This is a genomic window from Parvibaculum sp. (assembly GCF_045863935.1).
Classification (GTDB): Bacteria; Pseudomonadota; Alphaproteobacteria; order Parvibaculales; family Parvibaculaceae; genus Parvibaculum.
In genome coordinates, this window is the sequence record NZ_BTVP01000001.1 from 104485 (window position 1) to 122036 (window position 17552).

The 17552-nt window shown below is 66.0% G+C and carries 18 protein-coding genes and 1 tRNA gene; 8 read left to right on the forward strand and 11 right to left on the reverse strand.

All coding sequences use genetic code 11. The annotated features are described in order from the left end of the window. Window positions 1–54: 54 nt before the first annotated feature. Entirely contained in the window at window positions 55–1410 is a 1356-nt protein-coding gene (locus ACKUUH_RS00545) for an amidase (protein WP_407947889.1), read from the reverse strand. A gap of 95 nt (window positions 1411–1505) precedes the next feature. Between ACKUUH_RS00545 and ACKUUH_RS00550 the strand changes: the two genes are divergently transcribed. Together ACKUUH_RS00550 and ACKUUH_RS00555 are read left to right on the forward strand one after the other, a co-directional pair. Continuing rightward, window positions 1506–2735, forward strand: coding sequence for an FAD-dependent monooxygenase (locus tag ACKUUH_RS00550; protein WP_407947890.1), 1230 nt, complete (start codon window positions 1506–1508; stop codon window positions 2733–2735). Beyond that, window positions 2735–3034 carry a helix-turn-helix domain-containing protein gene (locus ACKUUH_RS00555; protein ID WP_407947891.1) on the forward strand — a complete coding sequence of 100 codons (300 nt, stop codon included), beginning with the start codon at window positions 2735–2737 and terminating at the stop codon, window positions 3032–3034. Before ACKUUH_RS00550 ends, ACKUUH_RS00555 begins: the two co-directional genes overlap by 1 nt. A 3-nt stretch (window positions 3035–3037) precedes the next feature. On the opposite strand, the gene ACKUUH_RS00560 is transcribed toward ACKUUH_RS00555, so the two are convergent. The 5 genes from ACKUUH_RS00560 to ACKUUH_RS00580 form a co-directional block, all read right to left on the reverse strand. Next, window positions 3038–3400, reverse strand: a complete 363-nt coding sequence (locus tag ACKUUH_RS00560; RefSeq protein WP_407947892.1) for a gamma-butyrobetaine hydroxylase-like domain-containing protein — start codon at window positions 3398–3400, stop codon at window positions 3038–3040. A 6-nt stretch (window positions 3401–3406) separates the two neighbouring features. Further along, on the reverse strand, window positions 3407–3619 hold the full coding sequence (locus tag ACKUUH_RS00565) for a Trm112 family protein (protein ID WP_407947893.1): 213 nt from the start codon (window positions 3617–3619) through the stop codon (window positions 3407–3409). Window positions 3620–3638: 19 nt separating this feature from the next. Beyond that, window positions 3639–4322: an LON peptidase substrate-binding domain-containing protein gene (locus ACKUUH_RS00570; protein WP_407947894.1), complete on the reverse strand. Its 684-nt coding sequence runs from the start codon at window positions 4320–4322 to the stop codon at window positions 3639–3641. A gap of 13 nt (window positions 4323–4335) precedes the next feature. Further along, complete coding sequence (gene trxA, locus ACKUUH_RS00575; protein ID WP_407947895.1) at window positions 4336–5247, reverse strand: thioredoxin; 912 nt, start codon at window positions 5245–5247, stop codon at window positions 4336–4338. Between the two features lie 115 nt (window positions 5248–5362). Further along, window positions 5363–5896: a prolyl-tRNA synthetase associated domain-containing protein gene (locus ACKUUH_RS00580; RefSeq protein ID WP_407947896.1), complete on the reverse strand. Its 534-nt coding sequence runs from the start codon at window positions 5894–5896 to the stop codon at window positions 5363–5365. Window positions 5897–6052: 156 nt separating this feature from the next. Here ACKUUH_RS00580 and ACKUUH_RS00585 point away from each other — a divergent pair. From ACKUUH_RS00585 to ACKUUH_RS00605, 5 genes are all read left to right on the forward strand, one after another. Continuing rightward, window positions 6053–6127 (forward strand) — tRNA-Gly (locus ACKUUH_RS00585). A 56-nt stretch (window positions 6128–6183) separates the two neighbouring features. Beyond that, complete coding sequence (locus tag ACKUUH_RS00590) at window positions 6184–6681, forward strand: YchJ family protein (RefSeq protein ID WP_407947897.1); 498 nt, start codon at window positions 6184–6186, stop codon at window positions 6679–6681. A gap of 498 nt (window positions 6682–7179) precedes the next feature. Continuing rightward, a complete protein-coding gene (locus ACKUUH_RS00595; RefSeq protein ID WP_407947898.1) occupies window positions 7180–7431 on the forward strand; it encodes a hypothetical protein in 252 nt (83 codons plus the stop codon). A gap of 299 nt (window positions 7432–7730) precedes the next feature. Next, window positions 7731–9203: an MFS transporter gene (locus ACKUUH_RS00600; protein ID WP_407947899.1), complete on the forward strand. Its 1473-nt coding sequence runs from the start codon at window positions 7731–7733 to the stop codon at window positions 9201–9203. Beyond that, a complete protein-coding gene (locus ACKUUH_RS00605; RefSeq protein WP_407947900.1) occupies window positions 9200–10627 on the forward strand; it encodes an MFS transporter in 1428 nt (475 codons plus the stop codon). Before ACKUUH_RS00600 ends, ACKUUH_RS00605 begins: the two co-directional genes overlap by 4 nt. A gap of 57 nt (window positions 10628–10684) precedes the next feature. Here the strand turns inward: ACKUUH_RS00605 and purH are convergent, their stop codons facing one another. Then, window positions 10685–12298: a bifunctional phosphoribosylaminoimidazolecarboxamide formyltransferase/IMP cyclohydrolase gene (gene purH / locus ACKUUH_RS00610; RefSeq protein ID WP_407947901.1), complete on the reverse strand. Its 1614-nt coding sequence runs from the start codon at window positions 12296–12298 to the stop codon at window positions 10685–10687. A gap of 182 nt (window positions 12299–12480) precedes the next feature. On the opposite strand from purH, the gene ACKUUH_RS00615 reads away from it, so the two are divergent. Next, complete coding sequence (locus ACKUUH_RS00615; RefSeq protein WP_407947902.1) at window positions 12481–12885, forward strand: PaaI family thioesterase; 405 nt, start codon at window positions 12481–12483, stop codon at window positions 12883–12885. Window position 12886: 1 nt separating this feature from the next. On the opposite strand, the gene ACKUUH_RS00620 is transcribed toward ACKUUH_RS00615, so the two are convergent. The 4 genes from ACKUUH_RS00620 to ACKUUH_RS00635 form a co-directional block, all read right to left on the reverse strand. Then, the gene (locus ACKUUH_RS00620; RefSeq protein WP_407947903.1) at window positions 12887–14785 is read right to left on the reverse strand and encodes a heparinase II/III family protein; all 1899 of its coding nucleotides are present in this window, start codon (window positions 14783–14785) and stop codon (window positions 12887–12889) included. Window positions 14786–14839: 54 nt separating this feature from the next. After that, entirely contained in the window at window positions 14840–15502 is a 663-nt protein-coding gene (rpe, locus tag ACKUUH_RS00625; protein WP_407947904.1) for a ribulose-phosphate 3-epimerase, read from the reverse strand. A 74-nt stretch (window positions 15503–15576) separates the two neighbouring features. Then, a complete protein-coding gene (locus ACKUUH_RS00630) occupies window positions 15577–16635 on the reverse strand; it encodes a glycosyltransferase family 9 protein (RefSeq protein WP_407947905.1) in 1059 nt (352 codons plus the stop codon). After that, window positions 16632–17429 carry an O-methyltransferase gene (locus ACKUUH_RS00635; RefSeq protein WP_407947906.1) on the reverse strand — a complete coding sequence of 266 codons (798 nt, stop codon included), beginning with the start codon at window positions 17427–17429 and terminating at the stop codon, window positions 16632–16634. The genes ACKUUH_RS00630 and ACKUUH_RS00635 overlap by 4 nt, the downstream gene beginning before the upstream one ends. Between the last annotated feature and the right edge of the window lie 123 nt (window positions 17430–17552).

The following is a 17552-nucleotide window of genomic DNA, read 5'->3' on the forward strand; positions in this document are numbered from 1 at the left end:
CACACGAAACGAAGAGCCCCGGAGAGCGATCTCCGGGGCTTTTTCATTCGGCGCTCAGCTCAGCGCGCGTTCAACGGCGAGCGCGAGCGACAGGAGCCTTTCTTCCGCATGCGGAGCGGATTGCAGCATCATGCCGATCGGAAGGCCGTTGTCGTCGTTCCCGCAAGGCAGCGTCACCGCGCAGACGCCGAGCTGGTTGCCCATGGTCGTGTTGCGGAGCGCCATGCGGTTCGCGCGGCCATAGGCTTCGCCGCCGGACAGGAGTTCGGCGATGGGCGGCGGGGCAATCGCCACGGTCGGCAATATCACGGCATCGACGCCCGCCGTTGCCGCGAAATAGCGAGCCGCGATTTCTTTCCGTTTAAGATCCGCGCGCACGAGGTCGCCCGCCTTCAGCGCCGCGCCCGCCATCACACGCTCGAAGACGGGGCGGTAGATGTCGCTCTCGTTCGAGGCGAGCATCTCCCCCCATTGCGCATAGGCTTCGGCGACGAGGCGGCTCGCCTTCGGGTCCCAGGCAAGCGCGTGCACTTCGTCGAGTTCGGGCAGCTTTTGCTCCACGATCCGTGCGCCCGCCTTCACGAGCCGGCGGATGCCGGTGTCGAGCGCGCTCGTAACCTGCGGGTCGAGACCGGACCAGCCGATGCCGCCCGGCAGCCAGAGCGTCGTGCGATTGAGATCGAGCGGCGCGAGCGGCCTTGCCTGACGTCCCTCGAGCAAGGCGAGAAGGGCGGCCGCATCCGCGACGTCCCTCGCGAGCGGCCCCACTGTGTCGAATGTCGGAGAAAGCGGCACGGTGCCCTTGAGCGGCAGGCGGCCCGCCGTGGTCTTCAGGCCCACCAGCCCGTTCCAGGCGGCGGGAATGCGCACCGAACCGCCCGTATCCGTGCCGACGGCGCCCGCCGCAAGCCCGCGCGCGAGCGAAACCGCCGCGCCCGCCGAAGAGCCGCCCGGCACGCGCTCGACTTTTCCGTCATGCGGATTGGCGGGCGTGCCGAATTTTGGATTGATGCCGAGACCGGAAAAAGCGAGTTCGGTCATGGTGGTCTTGCCGAGGCAGATGGCGCCGGCCCGCGTCGCGCGCGCGAGCACTTCGGCATCCTTCTCCGGCACGCGGTTCTTCAGCGCCAGCGAGCCCGCCGCCGTCGGCTCGCCCGCGACATCGAACAGGTCCTTCCAGGAGAGCGGCACCCCGTCGAGTGCGTGGCGGCGCAGCCCCCGCTCCGCCCGGTCCGCCGCTGCCGCCGCCTCGGCGCGGGCGCGCTTCTCGAGAAGGCGCACATAGACGCGCCGGTCTGGATCCTCGAGGCCTGCACGTTCGAGAAAATCTTCCGTCACCTCGCGCGGATCGGCTCTGCCTTCCTCGAAGCTGCGGCCAAGCTCAAGCGCGGTCATGCCGGCGAATGTCATGTCGTTACTCCTTCTGCGCGGGAGACTAGGGGCCATGCGCCCCTGCGTCCATCCGGCGCTTGCCTTTGGGGACCAAGCGGACGATCTTGCCTTTCATGACCCAGAGACCGGACAGCGACATTCTCATCGTCGGCGGGGGGCTTGCCGGCCTGCCGCTCGCACTCGCCTGCGCGCAGGGCGGGCTCACCGTCACCGTGGTCGACGTGCTCGATCCGGCGACGGCCACCGGCGCCGAATTCGATGGCCGCGTCTCGGCCATCGCCTTCGCCTCCTGCCGCATGTTCGACCGTCTCGGCGTCACGAAGCATCTGCAGGGCCAGATGCAGCCGATCAACGACATCATGGTGTCGGACGGGCGCGTCCGGGAAGGCGCCTCGCCCTTCTTCCTCCATTTCGACCACAAGGAAATCGGCGACGAACCGCTCGGGCATCTGATCGAGAACCGCCACACGCGCATCGCGTTGCAAAAGGCGGTGGCGGACGAACCGCGCATCCGGCTCATTGCGCCCGAAAGCGTCGCCCATATCGACTACGGCTCGCAGGTCACGGCGACGCTCGGCAATGGCGGGCGGGTGACGGCGCGGCTCTGCTTTGCGGCGGACGGACGCGGCTCGCGCACGCGTCAGGCAGCGGGCATCAAGACGGTCGGCTGGGATTACGGCCAGACCGGGATCGTCTGCACGGTCGAACATGAATTGCCGCATGAGGGCGTTGCGCAGGAATACTTCCTGCCCGGCGGACCCTTTGCGATCCTGCCGATGGTCGGCAACCGCTCCTCGCTCGTCTGGACGGAGAAGACGGCGGACGCGAAGGCGATCCTCGCGCTCGACGACGATGCCTTTGCCGAGGAGATGCGTGTGCGCTTCGGCGACTATCTGGGAGAATGCGCGCCCGCCGGCCCGCGCTGGTCCTATCCGCTGACGCTGCAACTGGCGCGCGACTATGTGCGCCCGCGCCTCGCGCTGGTCGCTGATGCCGCGCATGGCATTCATCCGATTGCGGGGCAGGGGCTCAATCTCGGGCTGCGCGATGTGGCGGCGGCGGCGGAAGTCGTGGTCGATGCGGCGCGGCTTGGTCTCGACATCGGCTCGCTCGACGTGCTGGAGCGGTATCAGCGCTGGCGGCGCTTCGACAATGTGGCGCTGTCCTTGCTGATGGACGGGCTCAACCGGCTCTTCTCGAACGATATCGGCCCGGTGCGCCTCGCGCGCGATCTCGGCCTCGGCATCGTCGGTCAGATCCCGCCCATGCGGCGCTTCTTCATGCGCCATGCGGGCGGCGTCGTCGGCGACCTGCCGCGGCTGCTCAGGGGCGAGGCGGTGTGATGGGACCTGCTCACACAAATGGTTCGGATGTTGCTGCGTATGACGCGGCGAAGCGGCGCCTCAAGGCAGGCGAGGACGAACTTGTTCCGGCCGAGATCGTCAACCGCCTTCTCGACGGGGAGAATCCCGTTCGCGTTTGGCGGAGCTATCGGGGCATGACGCTTGCGGAACTTTCGAAAGCAGCCGGAATCAGCCAACCTTATCTCTCGCAGATCGAGAATGGCAGCCGGGACGGAACGGTGTCGACCATGCGGGCGCTGGCCGATGCGCTGGGCGTCGATCTCGACGATCTTATCTAAACCTCACTCCCGGCTGAGCCCCTCGCGTTCGAGCGCGGTGAGGTAATCCGTCCAGAGCTTGCCGCTGTCGCGGCCCAAACGGTAAAGCGTTTCCCAAGTATAGAGCCCGGTGTCGTGGCCGTCGTCGAAGACGATGCGGACGGCGTAATTGCCGACGGGTTCGAGTGCTTCGATCGCCACATTCGCCTTGCCGGGCACCGTCTTCTTCTGGCTCGCGCCATGCCCCTGCACTTCGGCGCTCGGGCTTTCCACCCGCAGCAATTCGGCGGGCAGGCGGAAGGCCGTGCCATCCTCGAAGGCAACTTCGAGAACGCGCTCCTTGCGCTTCAGCTTGATACCGGTCGGCCAGGGTCCCGCATCGGTCATGTCACGTCACTCATCGTCGAGCGAGCGCGCCTCGTCCGTCAGCATGATCGGAATGCCGTCGCGGATCGGAAAGGCGAGGCGGGCCTTGTCGGAAATCAGTTCCTGCTTCTCGCGATCGTAGCGCAGCGTCGATTTCGTCACCGGGCAGACGAGGATTTCGAGAAGCTTCGGATCCACTTCCATCTTCGGCGCGCGCGCGGCTTCCTGTGTGTCGCTCATGATTCCTGTCCGTCTTTCATTATTGTACGGGCGCATCGCCGGAGGCGAGTTCGTGGAGCGCCTTTTCGGTGAGCGCGATCAGCATCTGGTTGCGGTCTTCGAGTGTCTTCGCCTCGAGCAGCGCCTGCTTCTCGCGCGGCCCATAGGGGCTGACGGTGCAGAGCGAGTTCACCAGCGTCTCGTTCGAGGAGAGGCGGATCGCCCGCCAGTCGGCCTGCAACTCATGCGTTTCGAGATATTCCTTCAGGATTTCGAGAAGCCGTTCGCGGCTCACGGCGTCCTGGCCGTGCCCGGCGACGAGGTCGTCGGCAAATTCCTCCCACGCTACTTCGCATTGCCGGTAGGGCGTCACGGCCGCGAGTTCGTTCACTATGCGAAAACGCGATATGCCGGTCAGCGTGATGACGATGCGACCGTCGCCCGTTTCCGCGAAAGAGGTGATGCGGCCGGCGCAGCCGATGGCGCAAAGCTTCGGCGTCTTGCCTGGTATCTGCGAGGCAAGGATCGCCTCGTCGCCATCCGGCTGCACCATGCCGATAATGCGTTCGCCGCGCAGCGCGTCGTCCACCATCTTCAGGTAGCGCGGCTCGAAGATGTTGAGAGGCAATTGCCCCCGAGGCAGCAATATCGCGCCGGCAAGCGGAAAGACGGGGATCGTCCCCGGCAGGTCCGCCACGCTGCGATATTGATCCGTGAGCCCCATATTTTCCTTCGTTTCAGCTGAAGAGAATGGAGGAAAGCCGGCGGCGCCCGCTCAGCGTCACCTCGTGTTTCGGGCCATAGGCATCGAAGAATTCGACAAGCTGCTTGCGCGCCGCCTGCTCGTTCCAGTTGCGGTCGTATTCGACGCTGATGAGAAGCTGGTCGACCGCGCCTTCCTTGTCGCCGCGCGCGTTGAGCGCAAGCGCGAGGTCGAAACGCGCCTGATGGTCCTTCGGATTGGCGTCGACCTTTGCCTGAAGTTCGGCGATGTCGCCGAGATCGCCCGCCTTTTCGGCCAGCGAAAGGGCGGCTTCGGCGGCGGCGAAATCGGGATCGTTCCGCCCGTCGGGACGGACAAGGGCCAGTATCTGGCGTGCGCGGTCGAGATCGCCCGCCTCGATGTAGCAGCGCGCGAGGCCGCCGACCGCGGCCGGATTGCCCGGTTCTTCCTGCGCGGCCCGCGCGAAGGCCTGCGCCGCGCGCGAGAGGTCGCCGGCCTCATGGGCCTCGCGGCCGATCTCGATCAGCTCTTCGGCGGGTGAAGGGCCGGTATCGCCCGCAAGCCCCGCAATGAATGCCTTCACCTGGCTTTCGGGCAGCGCGCCCATGAAGCCGTCGACCGGCTGGCCGTTCTTGAAGGCGTAGACCGCCGGGATCGACTGGATGCGAAGCTGCTGCGCGACGGCCGGGTGATCGTCGATGTTCATCTTCACGAGCTTCACCGCGCCGCGCGATGCCTTTACCGCGCTTTCGAGGACGGGCGTCAACTGCTTGCAGGGGCCGCACCAGGGCGCCCAGAAGTCGACGATGACGGGAACATCGCGCGACGCCTCGATCACGTCGCGGGCGAAGGTTTGCGTCGTCGTATCGACAATGAGGCCGTCCGCAGCCTCCGCGCCGGCGGTATTTCCGATGATCGGTTCCATGAGCCGTTCCAAGCCTGTCGTTATGCGCTCTCTGCCGCCCGCTCCACCCATAAGATGGAGCGGCGGCGTTTCGAAACAATGGTTTAGCGGCTCGCCTCGCCCTTGCGCAAGCGCGCTAGTCCTGGCCTGCCGCCACCAGATCGAGGATCAGGGGCTCATGCCCCGTTTCGCGCAGGAATTTCAGGAAATTCACGCGCGAAAGTCCCGTGGTCGCGGTGTTCTCGAGCGGGTGGTAATGGAGCCGCTCATGGTCAAGCATGGGTGCGTCCAGCACCGGAGTGACGCGGCCTTCCCGGTCGTTCACGAGGGCGAAGGGTGTCACGGAGCCGGGGCGCACGCCCAGCACCTCCCACATCAGTTCCGCATTGCCGAAGGAAAGCCGCGCCGAGCCGATGGGTCGCGAGAGGCTGTTCAGCTTCAACTCGCGATGCTCCTCCGTGACGATGAGGAACAGGCGGCCCTTCTTGTCCTTGAGGAAGAGGTTCTTGCAGAAGGCACCTTCGCGCTCATGCGGTGGCCATGAGGCGCGGTGGGCCTGCGCTTCCTCGACCGTGTGGAGGGCGGGGTGCTCGCGGGTCTCGTGGGGGATGCCCCTTTCCCCGAGCCAGGCGAGGAACTGGGCCCGGGTGGTGAGTTTCGGGACCGTCATGCCTCCTGATTGGCACGGCGCGCGGCAGCCTGCAAGCGGGCGTTAACCCGGGGCCACGGCTGCAAAATTCGGCTCTTGCAAAGGCTCAAACGATAGGCCATAAAACCGCCCTCACAGGCGGGTGGGGCCATCGCGGTCCGTCCGGCTGACCTGGATGCGGGCGTAGCTCAGGGGTAGAGCACAACCTTGCCAAGGTTGGGGTCGTGAGTTCGAATCTCATCGCCCGCTCCAACAAGAAGCCGCCGTCAGGCGGCTTTTTCTTTGCGCGTTCTTTGCGAGGTTAAACGATGACTGAGGCTTCCGCCGCCTGTCCCTGCCGTTCCGGCCTCGATTTCGCGCAATGCTGCGAGCCCTATCTCAAGGGCGCGAAACAACCTTCCACGCCCGAAGCGCTGATGCGCTCGCGCTATTCGGCCTTCGCCACCGGCAATATCGACTATCTCGAGGAAACGCTGCTGCCCGGCACGCGTAGCGATTTCGACCGCGAGGGTGCGGCGCAGTGGGCGGCGGCGAGCGAGTGGACCGGCCTTGAAGTGCGCACCGTCGAAGGCGGCGGCCCGGGCGAGGATGAGGGCATCGTCGAATTCGTCGCGCATTTCCGCCAGCACGGCGAGGACCGCGTCCACCACGAAACGGCAAGCTTCGCCCGCAAGGATGGCCGCTGGTGGTATGTCGACGGCATCATGGGCGTGCGCCCGCGCCGCGTCGAAAAGGTCGGCCGCAACGATCCCTGCATCTGCGGTTCCGGCAAGAAATACAAGAAGTGCTGCGGCGCCGCGGCTTGAGCCGTATCAGAAGAAGTCGTAGCCGAAATCGTAGCGCAGATGCCGTGAGAGAATGCGGCGCAGGATTTCCTCTTCCTTTGCCGAAAGCCGGATGCTTGCGCGTTCATCCTCGTCGGACACGGCTTTGGGCGCCGCGGGATCGAGCCGCGCCGCACGGCCTCTCGTGTCGACACGGCTTCGGCGGCCGCAATCGCGGCGGGCGTCAGATCGATACCGTAGTGCCGGGCAACCTTGTCCACCCATTCGCCCGGCGCCTCGATCGCGTCCTCATAGCGGATCAGCATGTTCTGCCCTGGACGCGCGGCCAGCACGTCGCCCCAGTGATTGAAGAACTGGATCGACCACCAGATGTCGGCGTGCTCGCGGCGCTGCCAGGGATCGCCCTCCACATAGTCCGTGAGCGACAGGCCCCGTCCCGCCGGCAGATCGTTCAACCATTTGACGTAGATCGACTCGAGCGCGTGGCGGATGTCGCGCACGAGCACCACCGTGCGGGGAATGTCGAACAGCAGGTGCATCAGCCTCCATGAGAACATCACGGAAGGAATGGTGTGCGAGACGGCGATCTTCGGGACGCCCGCGATCGGCTTCTGCTTCGCCGGCCCGATGATCGCGTCGCGGCCGGGCCCGCTGCTGAAGGCAGGCGGCTCGATGCCATATTGCTCGGCGAGCGCATGGCTCAGCATGAAGGTGAACCACTGCGTGCCGGAATTCTTTGCCGAGACGAAGAAGCCGTCCACGTGGCGGTAATGCAGCATGTGGAAGTTGCCGGTATCGGCCTTGAAGTTCGTCCAGGCGGCGGCGAGGTCCTCGTGTGCCAGGCCGTTATAGCCCGTTCTCCTGCGCGGTGCGGGCTGGAACCCCTGAGCGCTTCCGATTTCGCGTGCCGGCATGCTTTCCCTCTCCCCACTCCGTCCGATCGAGGTTTCCCTATAGCATTTTCGTGCGGCGAGGCCATCCGGACCCGTTCCCGCCTTTTCCCTGCACCTCAATCATGCTCCATTAGCGGAAGCCCCGTCAGAGGGCAGATTGCAAGGAGGGGGCGAGGAGTGAGTGGTGTCGACAAAAGGTCCGAAGCGGAGCCCATTCGCGTTCAGGTGCCCGGACAGGCGAGCGCGCAGCTCCTTTCCGCCGATGGCGGCGAGGCGGCCGACGGGCGGGGCCAGCTCAGCTGGGCGCTGTTCGAATGGGCGCGCAATCCATACGTCATCCTCATCACCATCTATATCTTCTCGCCCTATTTCACGAGCACGGTGGTGGGCGATCCCGTTCGCGGCCAGACGATCTGGGGCAACATCAACGGCATTGCCGGGTTCTTCATCGCTTGCCTGGGCCCCATCCTCGGCGCGATTGCCGATACCGGCGGACGGCGCAAACCGTGGATCGCCTTCTTCGTCGCACTCATGGTGCCTGCCATGTTTGCGCTCTGGTGGGCCATGCCGGGCGAGGGCGGGCTTTCCGTTCTCACCATCGCCGCGCTCATCGTGCTGATCGCCGTCGCCTTCGAATTCTCCGCCGTCTTTCACAATTCGATGCTGCCCGCCGTCGCGCCGCATGAACGGATCGGTTTTCTGTCGGGTCTGGGCCTCGCGCTCGGCAATGGCGGCGCGCTCATCATTCTCTGTTTCATGCTCTGGGCCTTCATGCTGCCCGGCGCGGTCGGCTGGAGCTTCGTGCCCGAGGCGCCGCTTTTCGGCATCGATGCGAGCGCGCATGAAAACAGCCGCATCTCCGGACCCATCGTCGCCGTCTGGCTGCTCGTCTTTTCGCTGCCGCTGCTTTTGTGGACGCCGGATGTGAAGGGCGCCAGCGTGCCGGTCAAGCTTGCGATCCGGCGCGGCTTCGGTTCCGTCGTCGGCACGGTCCGGAAGCTCCGCCACTACCGCAACATCGCGATCTATCTCGCCGCGCGCATGTTCTACAATGACGGCAAGACGGCCGTGCTCGTCTTTGGCGGCGTCTATGCGGCGGGTGTTTTCAAATGGGGGGCGCTCACGCTCACCGTCTACGGGATCGTGCTTTCGATCTTCGCCGTCGGCGGCGGTTTCTTCGGCGGCTGGCTCGACGACACGTTCGGCTCGAAGCGCGCGATCCTCGTCTCGATCGGCGGCACGGCGCTTGGCGTGCTGCTCGCCGTTTCGATAACGCCGACCGAAATCTTTTTCCTGCCCTATGACGCGGCGTCGGCCGAACCGGTCTGGTCGTTGCCCTTCTTCGCGACGTGGCCCGAACTCATGTATCTCATCGTCGTGCTCCTCGTCGCGATCTGCATCACGGCGGCCTATGCGAACAGCCGCACCATGCTCGCGCGCATCGCGCCGATTTCCAAGATGTCGGAATTTTTCGGCATCTATGCATTGTCGGGCACGGCGACGGCCTTTCTCGGGCCGCTTCTCGTCGGTGCGGCAACGCATCTCTTCCAGAGCCAACGCGCGGGCTTCGCGTCGGTTCTCCTCCTTCTCGGCATCGGCCTTGCCGGTATGCTGTTCGTGAAGGAAGAACGCGCGGAGGCGGCGGAATGAGTGCTGCGATCGTCGAGGGAGCGGTGCCGGAGCTTCGGCCGCCGCACGATACGGGCGGCGGGGAGCCCGCATCCAATGTCGCGCAGGGTGCCTGGGTGCTCTATGAATGGGCGAACCAGACCTACTTCTCGCTCATCACCATCTTTCTCTTTCCGCCCTTCTTCACCGGCGTTCTCGCCGCGAACCCCATCCAGGGCCAGGCCTATTGGGGCTATGTGCAGGCGGTCTCAGGCATTTCCATCGCGCTCATGAGCCCGCTCCTCGGCGCCATGGCGGATGCGGCGGGCCCGCGCAAACCCTGGATCGTCTTTTCCATGCTGTTCTGCGCGGCCGGCTGTTTCGGCCTCTGGTTCGCCGTGCCGGGGCAACCGCTGCTGCCGGTCGCGATCGCGCTCATCGTCGCCGCCATCGGCATGGAGCTCACCATCATCTTTGCGAATGCCATGCTGCCGACCATCGCGTCCGACCGGCGCATCGGCCTTCTGTCGGGTATCGGCATCGGCGTCGGCCAGCTTGCCGCCATCGTCGCGCTTATCCTCGTGCTTCTCCTGCTGCAACTGCCGGGCGAGGTGCAGGCACCCTTCATTCCCGACGAGCCGCTGTTCGGCCTCTCGAAGGAAGCGCATGAGACCGACCGCATCGTCGGGCCGATTTCCGGCGTCTGGTTCGTCGTCTTCATGCTGCCGCTTCTTTTCCTCGTGCCGGATCAGAAGGGGCGCGGCCTCGGGCGGCGCGCGGCGGCGAAGGCGGGCGTCATGCGTCTGTGGAGCACGATCCGCTCGGTCCGCCATTTCCGCAATGTTGGTCTCTATCTCGTTGCGCGCATGATCTTCTATGACGGCATGACGGCGATCTTCGTCTTCGGCGGTATTCTCGCCTCGTCGATCTTCCATTGGGGCGCGATGGAGATGGCCGTCTACGGCATCTGGGTGACGCTCTTTGCCGCCTTCGGCGCCTTTGTCGGCGGCTGGGTCGATTTGAAGATCGGCTCGAAGCGCACGCTCGTCTGGGCGCTCATCGGCGTCCTCCTGACCTTCCTGCTGCTGCTCTCCTTCGACCGCGACCGGATCTTCTATGTCGTGGAAGTCGCCGTTGCGCCGGACGCCAAAGCCTTCTCGACGCTGCCGCAGCAGCTCTTCCTGCTCACCGTCGGCCTGTTCGGCATGATGGTCGGACCGGTCATCGCCTCGAGCCGCACCATGATGGCGCGCATCTCGCCAAGGGAAATGATGACGGAGTTCTTCGGTCTCTTCGCCCTTGTCGGCAAGGCGACGGCCTGGATCGCGCCGCTCCTCATCGGCATCGTCACCGAGGCGACGCAGAACCAGCGTTATGGGCTCATGGTGACGGCGCCGATGATCCTTGTCGGCCTTCTGCTCTTCCTCTTCGTCAAGGAAGAGCGCGCGACAAGCGTCGTTCACTGAGACACGAAAAAACCGCCGCGGCTTGCGCCGCGACGGCTCTTCGGAAAACGATACTTCTCAGTGCCGGAAGTGGCGCATGCCTGTCATGACCATGGCGAGGCCCTTTTCGTCGGCGGCCGCGATCACTTCGTCGTCGCGCACCGAGCCGCCCGGCTGGATCACCGCCGTCGCGCCCGCTTCGGCCGCCGAGAGCAACCCGTCCGCGAAGGGGAAGAAGGCATCCGATGCAACGACGGAGCCAATGGTGGCGGGCGTCTTTTCGCCGGCGGCTTCCGCCGCGTCCTGCGCCTTGCGCGCGGCGATGCGCGCCGAATCCACGCGGCTCATCTGGCCCGCGCCGATGCCCACCGTCGCGCCGTTCTTCACATAGACGATCGCATTCGACTTCACATGCTTGCAGACGCGGAAGGCGAATTTGAGGTCGGCCATTTCCTGCGCGGTCGGCGCGCGCTTCGTCACGACCTTGAGATCGAGGTTGTCGATGCGTCCATTGTCGCGCGACTGCACCAGCATGCCGCCAGCGACCGCCTTGAAGTTGAGGCCCGGCGCGCCCGCATCCGGCAGGCCATGCGTGATCAGCAGGCGGAGGTTCTTCTTCTGCCCGATGATGCGGCGTGCGTCCTCGTCGGCATCGGGCGCGATGATTACTTCGGTGAAGATGCGCGCGATCTCTTCGGCCGTCTCGCCGTCGAGGGGCATGTTCGCGGCGATGATGCCGCCAAAGGCCGAAACCGGGTCGCAGGCCAGCGCCTTGCGGTAGGCGTCGGCGAGCGTTTCGCCGGTTGCGACGCCGCAGGGGTTCGCATGCTTGATGATCGCGATGGCGGGCGCGAGCTTCGGATCGAATTCGGCGGCGAGTTCGAAGGCGGCGTCCGTGTCGTTGATGTTGTTGTAGGAAAGCTCCTTGCCCTGCAACTGTTCGGCGTTCGACACGCCGGGGCGGTTTTCGCCCGTCACATAGAAGCTCGCGATCTGGTGCGGGTTCTCGCCGTAGCGCAGCGTCTGTTTCAGGCTGCCGCCAAAGGCGCGGTAGTCGGGCGCCGTCTCGCCGATCGCGTCCGCCATCCAGTTCGAGATCGCCGCGTCATAGGCCGCCGTGCGCGCATAGGCCTTCTGCGCAAGCTTCGTGCGCAGCGCGAGCGAAGTGCCACCCTTCGCGCCGATTTCGGAAAGCACCGCTTCGTAGTCGGCCGCGTCCACCACGACGGCCACATAGGCGTGGTTCTTCGCCGCCGCGCGGATCATGGCCGGACCGCCGATATCGATATTCTCGACGCATTCGTCATAGGCCGCGCCCTTCGCCACCGTCGCTTCGAAGGGATAGAGATTGACGACGAGGAGATCGATGCCGCCGATGCCGTGCTCCTTCATCGAGGCGGCATGGTCCGCATCGTCGCGGATCGCGAGCAGCCCGCCATGGACCTTCGGATGCAGCGTCTTCACGCGCCCGTCCATCATCTCGGGAAAGCCCGTCAGGTCCGACACGTCCTTCACCGGCAGCGCCGCCTCCTTGATCGCCTTCGCCGTGCCGCCGGTCGAAACGAGTTCGACGCCCGCCTCGTGCAGTGCGCGGGCGAACTCGGCAAGGCCCGTCTTGTCGGAGACGGAAATGAGGGCGCGGCGGACGCGCTGGACGTCGGCGGCTTTCGGGTGGGCTTTCAGGGATACCATGGGGACGGGGCTCCGGTGGGCGGCGGGAATGGCCGGGGCAATAGCATGAAGCGGAGCGGGGGCCAAGGCGCGGCGGCGGAATTGGCCCCATATCCTTCCGGCAAATGGCTGTCGGCCCGGGCAAGGCCGGGAGATAGGCTCCCGCTCCGAAAGAGGCCGAAACCCAAAGGATTCCCCCCCGGATGAGCCCAAAACCCGACATTTCCTATCTGCCCTTCGCGAAGCTTCTCGGCATCGAACTCGTGGAGGCGAGCCCCGACCGGGTGGTGGCGACGCTCGCCGTCGGCAAGGAACTCTGCACGATCCCCGATATCCTGCATGGCGGTGCGATCATGTCGCTCGCCGATACGGCAGGGGCGGTGGCCACCGTGCTCAATCTCTCCGGCGGGGCAACCACGACGACGGTCGAGAGCAAGACCAATTTCCTCGCCCCCGTGCCGCTTGGCGATGTCGCGACGGCGACCTGCGAACCCTTCCACAAGGGCGGGCGGCTGATGGTCTGGCAGACAAAGGTCACGCGGGGCGATGGCCGCCTCTGCGCGGTCGTCACGCAGAGCCAGATGGTGCTCGAGGCGAGGAAGGGTTAGTTCACTCCCCCGGCGGAAGCTCCAGATCGGGAAGTTCCGGCACCTCGGCGTCCTCGCGCTTCGGATGCCCTGCATTGCGCGTCGACAGGCGCCGCCAGGCCCAGTTGACGCGCGCCTCGCCCCGGAAGACGCGGCCCGCCACCACGATCTGCTCGGCGCGCCGCGTCGTGTCGCCGGAGCCGAGATAGACGCTTTCCTCGATCGCGATTTCGCATTCGCCGCCGCCCGAGCGCGCGCGGAACTGCCAGCCGTCGCCGTTCGGCAGCAGCACCAGCACGTTGGTCCTGTCATGCGCGAGCGAGACGCGGGCGTCGGGATGAATGTGGAAACGGATGGTGAAGCCGGGGTCTTGCGGCATGCGGTGCCGGAAGAGCGACTGCCAGGGCATGCGGCGGCGCGGTGCGGCGGCGGTATCGAGCCTGTCCTCGCCCCGCAGGTCCTCGCCCGTCGCCGACAGGAAGAGGCGGCGGTGATGGATGAGGCCGAAAAGACCGGCATAGCCGTCATGCGCCGTCTCGAGCCAGACGCCCGCTTCGTTCTCGTTGCGGCGGCTTTCGACCTCGACGGGGCCTTCCATCACGCGGGGCCCGAGAAGCCGCCGCGACAGCTTCCCCTTCAACATGCGCGCCGAGGAGGTGTCGGCAAGGACGAGCGTCGAATGCGCCGCCGTCGCGCGGCTCGCTGCTTCCCAGTCCGGCCCGAGCACTTTCGTCGCGCCGCAATTCACGATCATGCGGGCGCGGCCCGCGCTCATCTCGAAGGAGAGGCAGCCCGCATGCGCCTCATGGCTGAAGGCGCCGGGCGGCGGCGGTCCGGTATCGGCAACGAGGTTCACAGGTCCGGCAGCCAGGCGCTGATAGCCCGAATGCGGTGCGAAGCCGAAGGGGCGGCCCTTGGCGTCGTCGCGTTCGAGGGCGGCGTCGATCGCGCCTTCCGGTCCTTCCGTCGAACCGTTGAAGAGGGCGAGCTTGCCATCGCCGTGCCGGAAGAAACGCAGCATCGGCGTCATCCGGTCGATGGCGTCGCGCACAGGCTTGGGTACGTCGATGCGGCGCGCGGAGAGCGCGTCGCGCAGCGACAGAAGATCGAGCAGGATCGACAATTGCGCCGACGGATTGCGGCTCACATGGCCGCCATCGGGCAGGATCTGCCGGTCGAGTTCGCGGCAGAGAAGTTTCAGCCCCTTCGCCAGCCGCTTGTGGCCTTCGGAGAGGCAGAGGCCGGAAAAGGCGAGGCCCATGGCCGCCGTGATGCGCGGCTCGCCGGCCGGCGCAATGGCGGCGACGCGGGCGAGGTGGCGCGCCTGCCTCGCCATGTTGCGCAGCAGCGTCGAGCGGTAGACGAGTTCCGATCCGTCGATGATGAGCGCACCATTCGCGACCCAGGACATAAGGCGGCGCCCGATGACCTGTGGCCGCCAGGCGATGGGATGCCAGTTGCCCTCGGTTGAAATCCAGTCGGCGACGAGCTTCTGCGCATAGCGCCGCGCCGTGTCGCCGGTGCCGGTCTCGTTCGCGGTCGTGAAGTGGCGCAGCCAGGAAAAGCCGTGCAGCTCCTCCGCCCAGGTTTCGCTCGGCGGATCGGCGGCGAAGGGCGATGAGCCGCCCGGTGCGCGCACCTGCCCGCCGGGCAGGAACCAGCGGCCCTGAAAAAGCGCGTCGGCCTGCGAGGTGCGTCCGGGCCGAAGCTCGGACGGATAAAGCACCATGTGGTCGGGCATGGGCCCGAGCAGCGTCTGGCCGTAGACCCATGTGTTGAAAGCGCGGGCGAGCGCGGCATCGCGCGCGCGGACGAGCGCCGCGCCTGCGAGATCGATCGTGCGGTTGCCTGCGGATGCAGGCGTGCGGCGCATGACGGCGCTGCGTCCTTGCTCTGCGGTCCTCGCACGCGTCTCGGCCATTGGAGACGGCCCTCCGTTCACGCGCCCTCTATCCCCGTTTCCGGCGCCGCCCGTTCAGGCGTCACCGCGCAATGCCGCAATGTTCTTCGCATAGGCGGACGGCCCGCCCTTGAAAGTCGCTGTGCCTGCCACAAGCACTGTCGCGCCGGCCGCGATGGCGCGGGGCGCGGTTTCGAGATTGATGCCGCCATCCACTTCCAGTTCGACGTCCGGCTTCTCGGCATCGATCCGCTTACGGATGATTTCGATGCGCTTCAACTGGCTCTCGATGAAGCTCTGCCCGCCGAAGCCGGGGTTCACCGACATGACGAGCACAAGGTCGATGTCGCCGAGGAGCGGCCAGAGCAGTTCGAGCGGCGTGCCCGGATTGAGCGAGAGCCCCGCCTTGCAGCCCGCCGCCTTGATCGCCTGGATCGTGCGGTGGGGATGGGGGCCTGCTTCCGGGTGAAAGGTGATGATGTCGGCGCCCGCCTTCGCGAAGCCCTCGATATAGGGGTCCACGGGCGAGATCATGAGATGCACGTCGAAGACCTTGCCGGAATGCGGCCGAAGCGCCTTCACGACGTCGGGGCCGATGGTAATGTTCGGCACGAAATGCCCGTCCATCACGTCGACATGGATGTAGTCGGCGCCGGCTTCCGTGATGGCGCGCACTTCCTCGCCGAGGCGGGCGAAGTCGGAGGCCAGAATCGACGGGGCGATCTTGATGCCGCTCATGTGAAATCCGATGCCGGAAACAGGTGACGAGCGGACTTCGGGCGTGACGCCCGGAAATCCGTATCCGTCAGTGCTTAACAGCTAGATTCGCGGGGTGCAAGCAGGCCCGGCCGGCTTTGCCCGAGCACCTCGTCGAGGGCGCGGGCGACCCTGTCGAGCGGAATCCGGTCATGTTCCGGCCCGCCGAAATCCTGCGCCCAGAAGGTCGTGAGGTGGGGCGTCCGGGGGGCGTATTTCGCGGGCGAGTGGCGGCCGTAGAGCAGGATCAGCGGCACCTCGGAAATGGCGAGCATGTGGCCGAGGCCGGAATCGTTCGCGACCGCCACGTCGAGCCGCCGCCCGAGCGCGGCGACGAGGAGGGGACCCTTCGGCGCGCCTTCCGGCGCCTCGTCCTCGGGGAAGAGCGCGTCCGGCACGCCCTGGCGAATATCGTCCAGCATGAAGCGCTCGCTCGGACCGACGAAGAAGACGGGCCGCAGGCCCTTCGCGCTTGCCTGCCGCGCCAGGGCGATGAAGCGGTCGAGCGGCCAGCGCTTCGTTGGATCGCCAGAGCCGGGCGCGAAGCCCGCATAGCGTGCGCCTTCGGGCAGCAGCGTTGCGGCAAGTGCCACGTAAGCCTCCGGAACGACGATTGCCGCCGGATCGCGGATGGCGTGTCCCCCTGAGGCAAGCTCGACGAGGCGCAAAAGTCCGTCCACGAAATGCGCGGGCTTCTTGCGCGTCCATGTGGCGTCGATCCGTTCAGGCTTCACGCCGGAAAAAAGGTAGTCCGCCGCGCTTGCGATGAAGAGCTTCGGCTTCAGGGCGCGCTTCACGGCGAACGAGCGCCAGGCGACCGTCTGCGTGTCGATGGCGATGTCGATTGCGCCCGTTCCGATGCGGCGCGGCACGGCGAGCTCGCCGACGGACGAGCCGATCTCCGTCTCCTCGATCACGCGCGAGAGATAAGGCGCGGCGAGATCCTTCAGCACACCCGCATAGGCGGTTTTCCTCGCCGCGACCCAGACGATTTCGGCATCCGGGAAAGTGGCGCGGAGGCTGCGAAGAAAAGGCAGCTTGAAAAGCCCGTCGCCAAGAAGTTCGCCGCCCGAAAAGACGGCGATGCGCGCGATGTTCTCCGGCGCGTCCGTCATGCGGGCTTGCGATAGGCGACGAGCGTCGTGCCTTTCAGATGCGCCAGCGGCAACTCGCGGCCGAGTTCGTTCAGCGCCTTGAAGACACCGGGGCAGCGCGGCGAATAATCGTGCCACAGAACATAGCCGCCGGGCGCCACCATGCGCAGCGCCTTGGTGCTGTCGCTCTTCACATAAGAATAGGAATGCGCTCCATCGACGAAGATGAGGTCGATCTGTGCCGCGTAGGGCGCTTCGTCGAATTTCGCGCTGTCGCCGAAATGCTGCGCCACCTTGTGGGCGACTGGCGTGTCCTCATAGTAGAACTTGTCGTAGTGGGATTCGCCAAGCGCGATCTTGCGCCATTTCTCCGCATCCGGATCGTTTGCGTCGAACTCGTAGCTGTCGTCGCCATCGGCAAGATAGGTCAGCGTGTCGACCTTCGCATCGTCCGGTGCGTTGCGCGCGAGCACATAGGTGGTGCGTCCCGTCGCCGTGCCGAATTCGAAGATGCGCCTTGCCTTCTTCGCCAGTGCGCCAAGCACCCATGTTTCCGTGTCGTTGATGCTGGCGAGCGCGCCGGCCTGGCCGATGAAGGAGATCTCGGAGGCGCGGTTCGGGCCGAGGCCGGTCGATCTGAAAACCTCGTCCCATACGTCGATGGCGACATGCGGCACCGGCGGCTTGCCGAAATTCGGACGGAGCTTCATGCGCACGCGCTGGCGCAACGCGTAAGACAGCGTCGCCGCGAAGGCGCCCGCGAAGACCACGGCGAGCACCACGAGCGTCCAGAAGAGAAAAGGCGAAACAGACATTCTATCCCCGGCTGTTCCGGGCTGCCCCGGCAAGTTCGGGCGCCGCGCATGGCTCGCACGGCCTCACCCAATCCGCCTCAAGATACCGGGGTCCCGGGAAAACGCCAGAAAAACGAAAGCCCG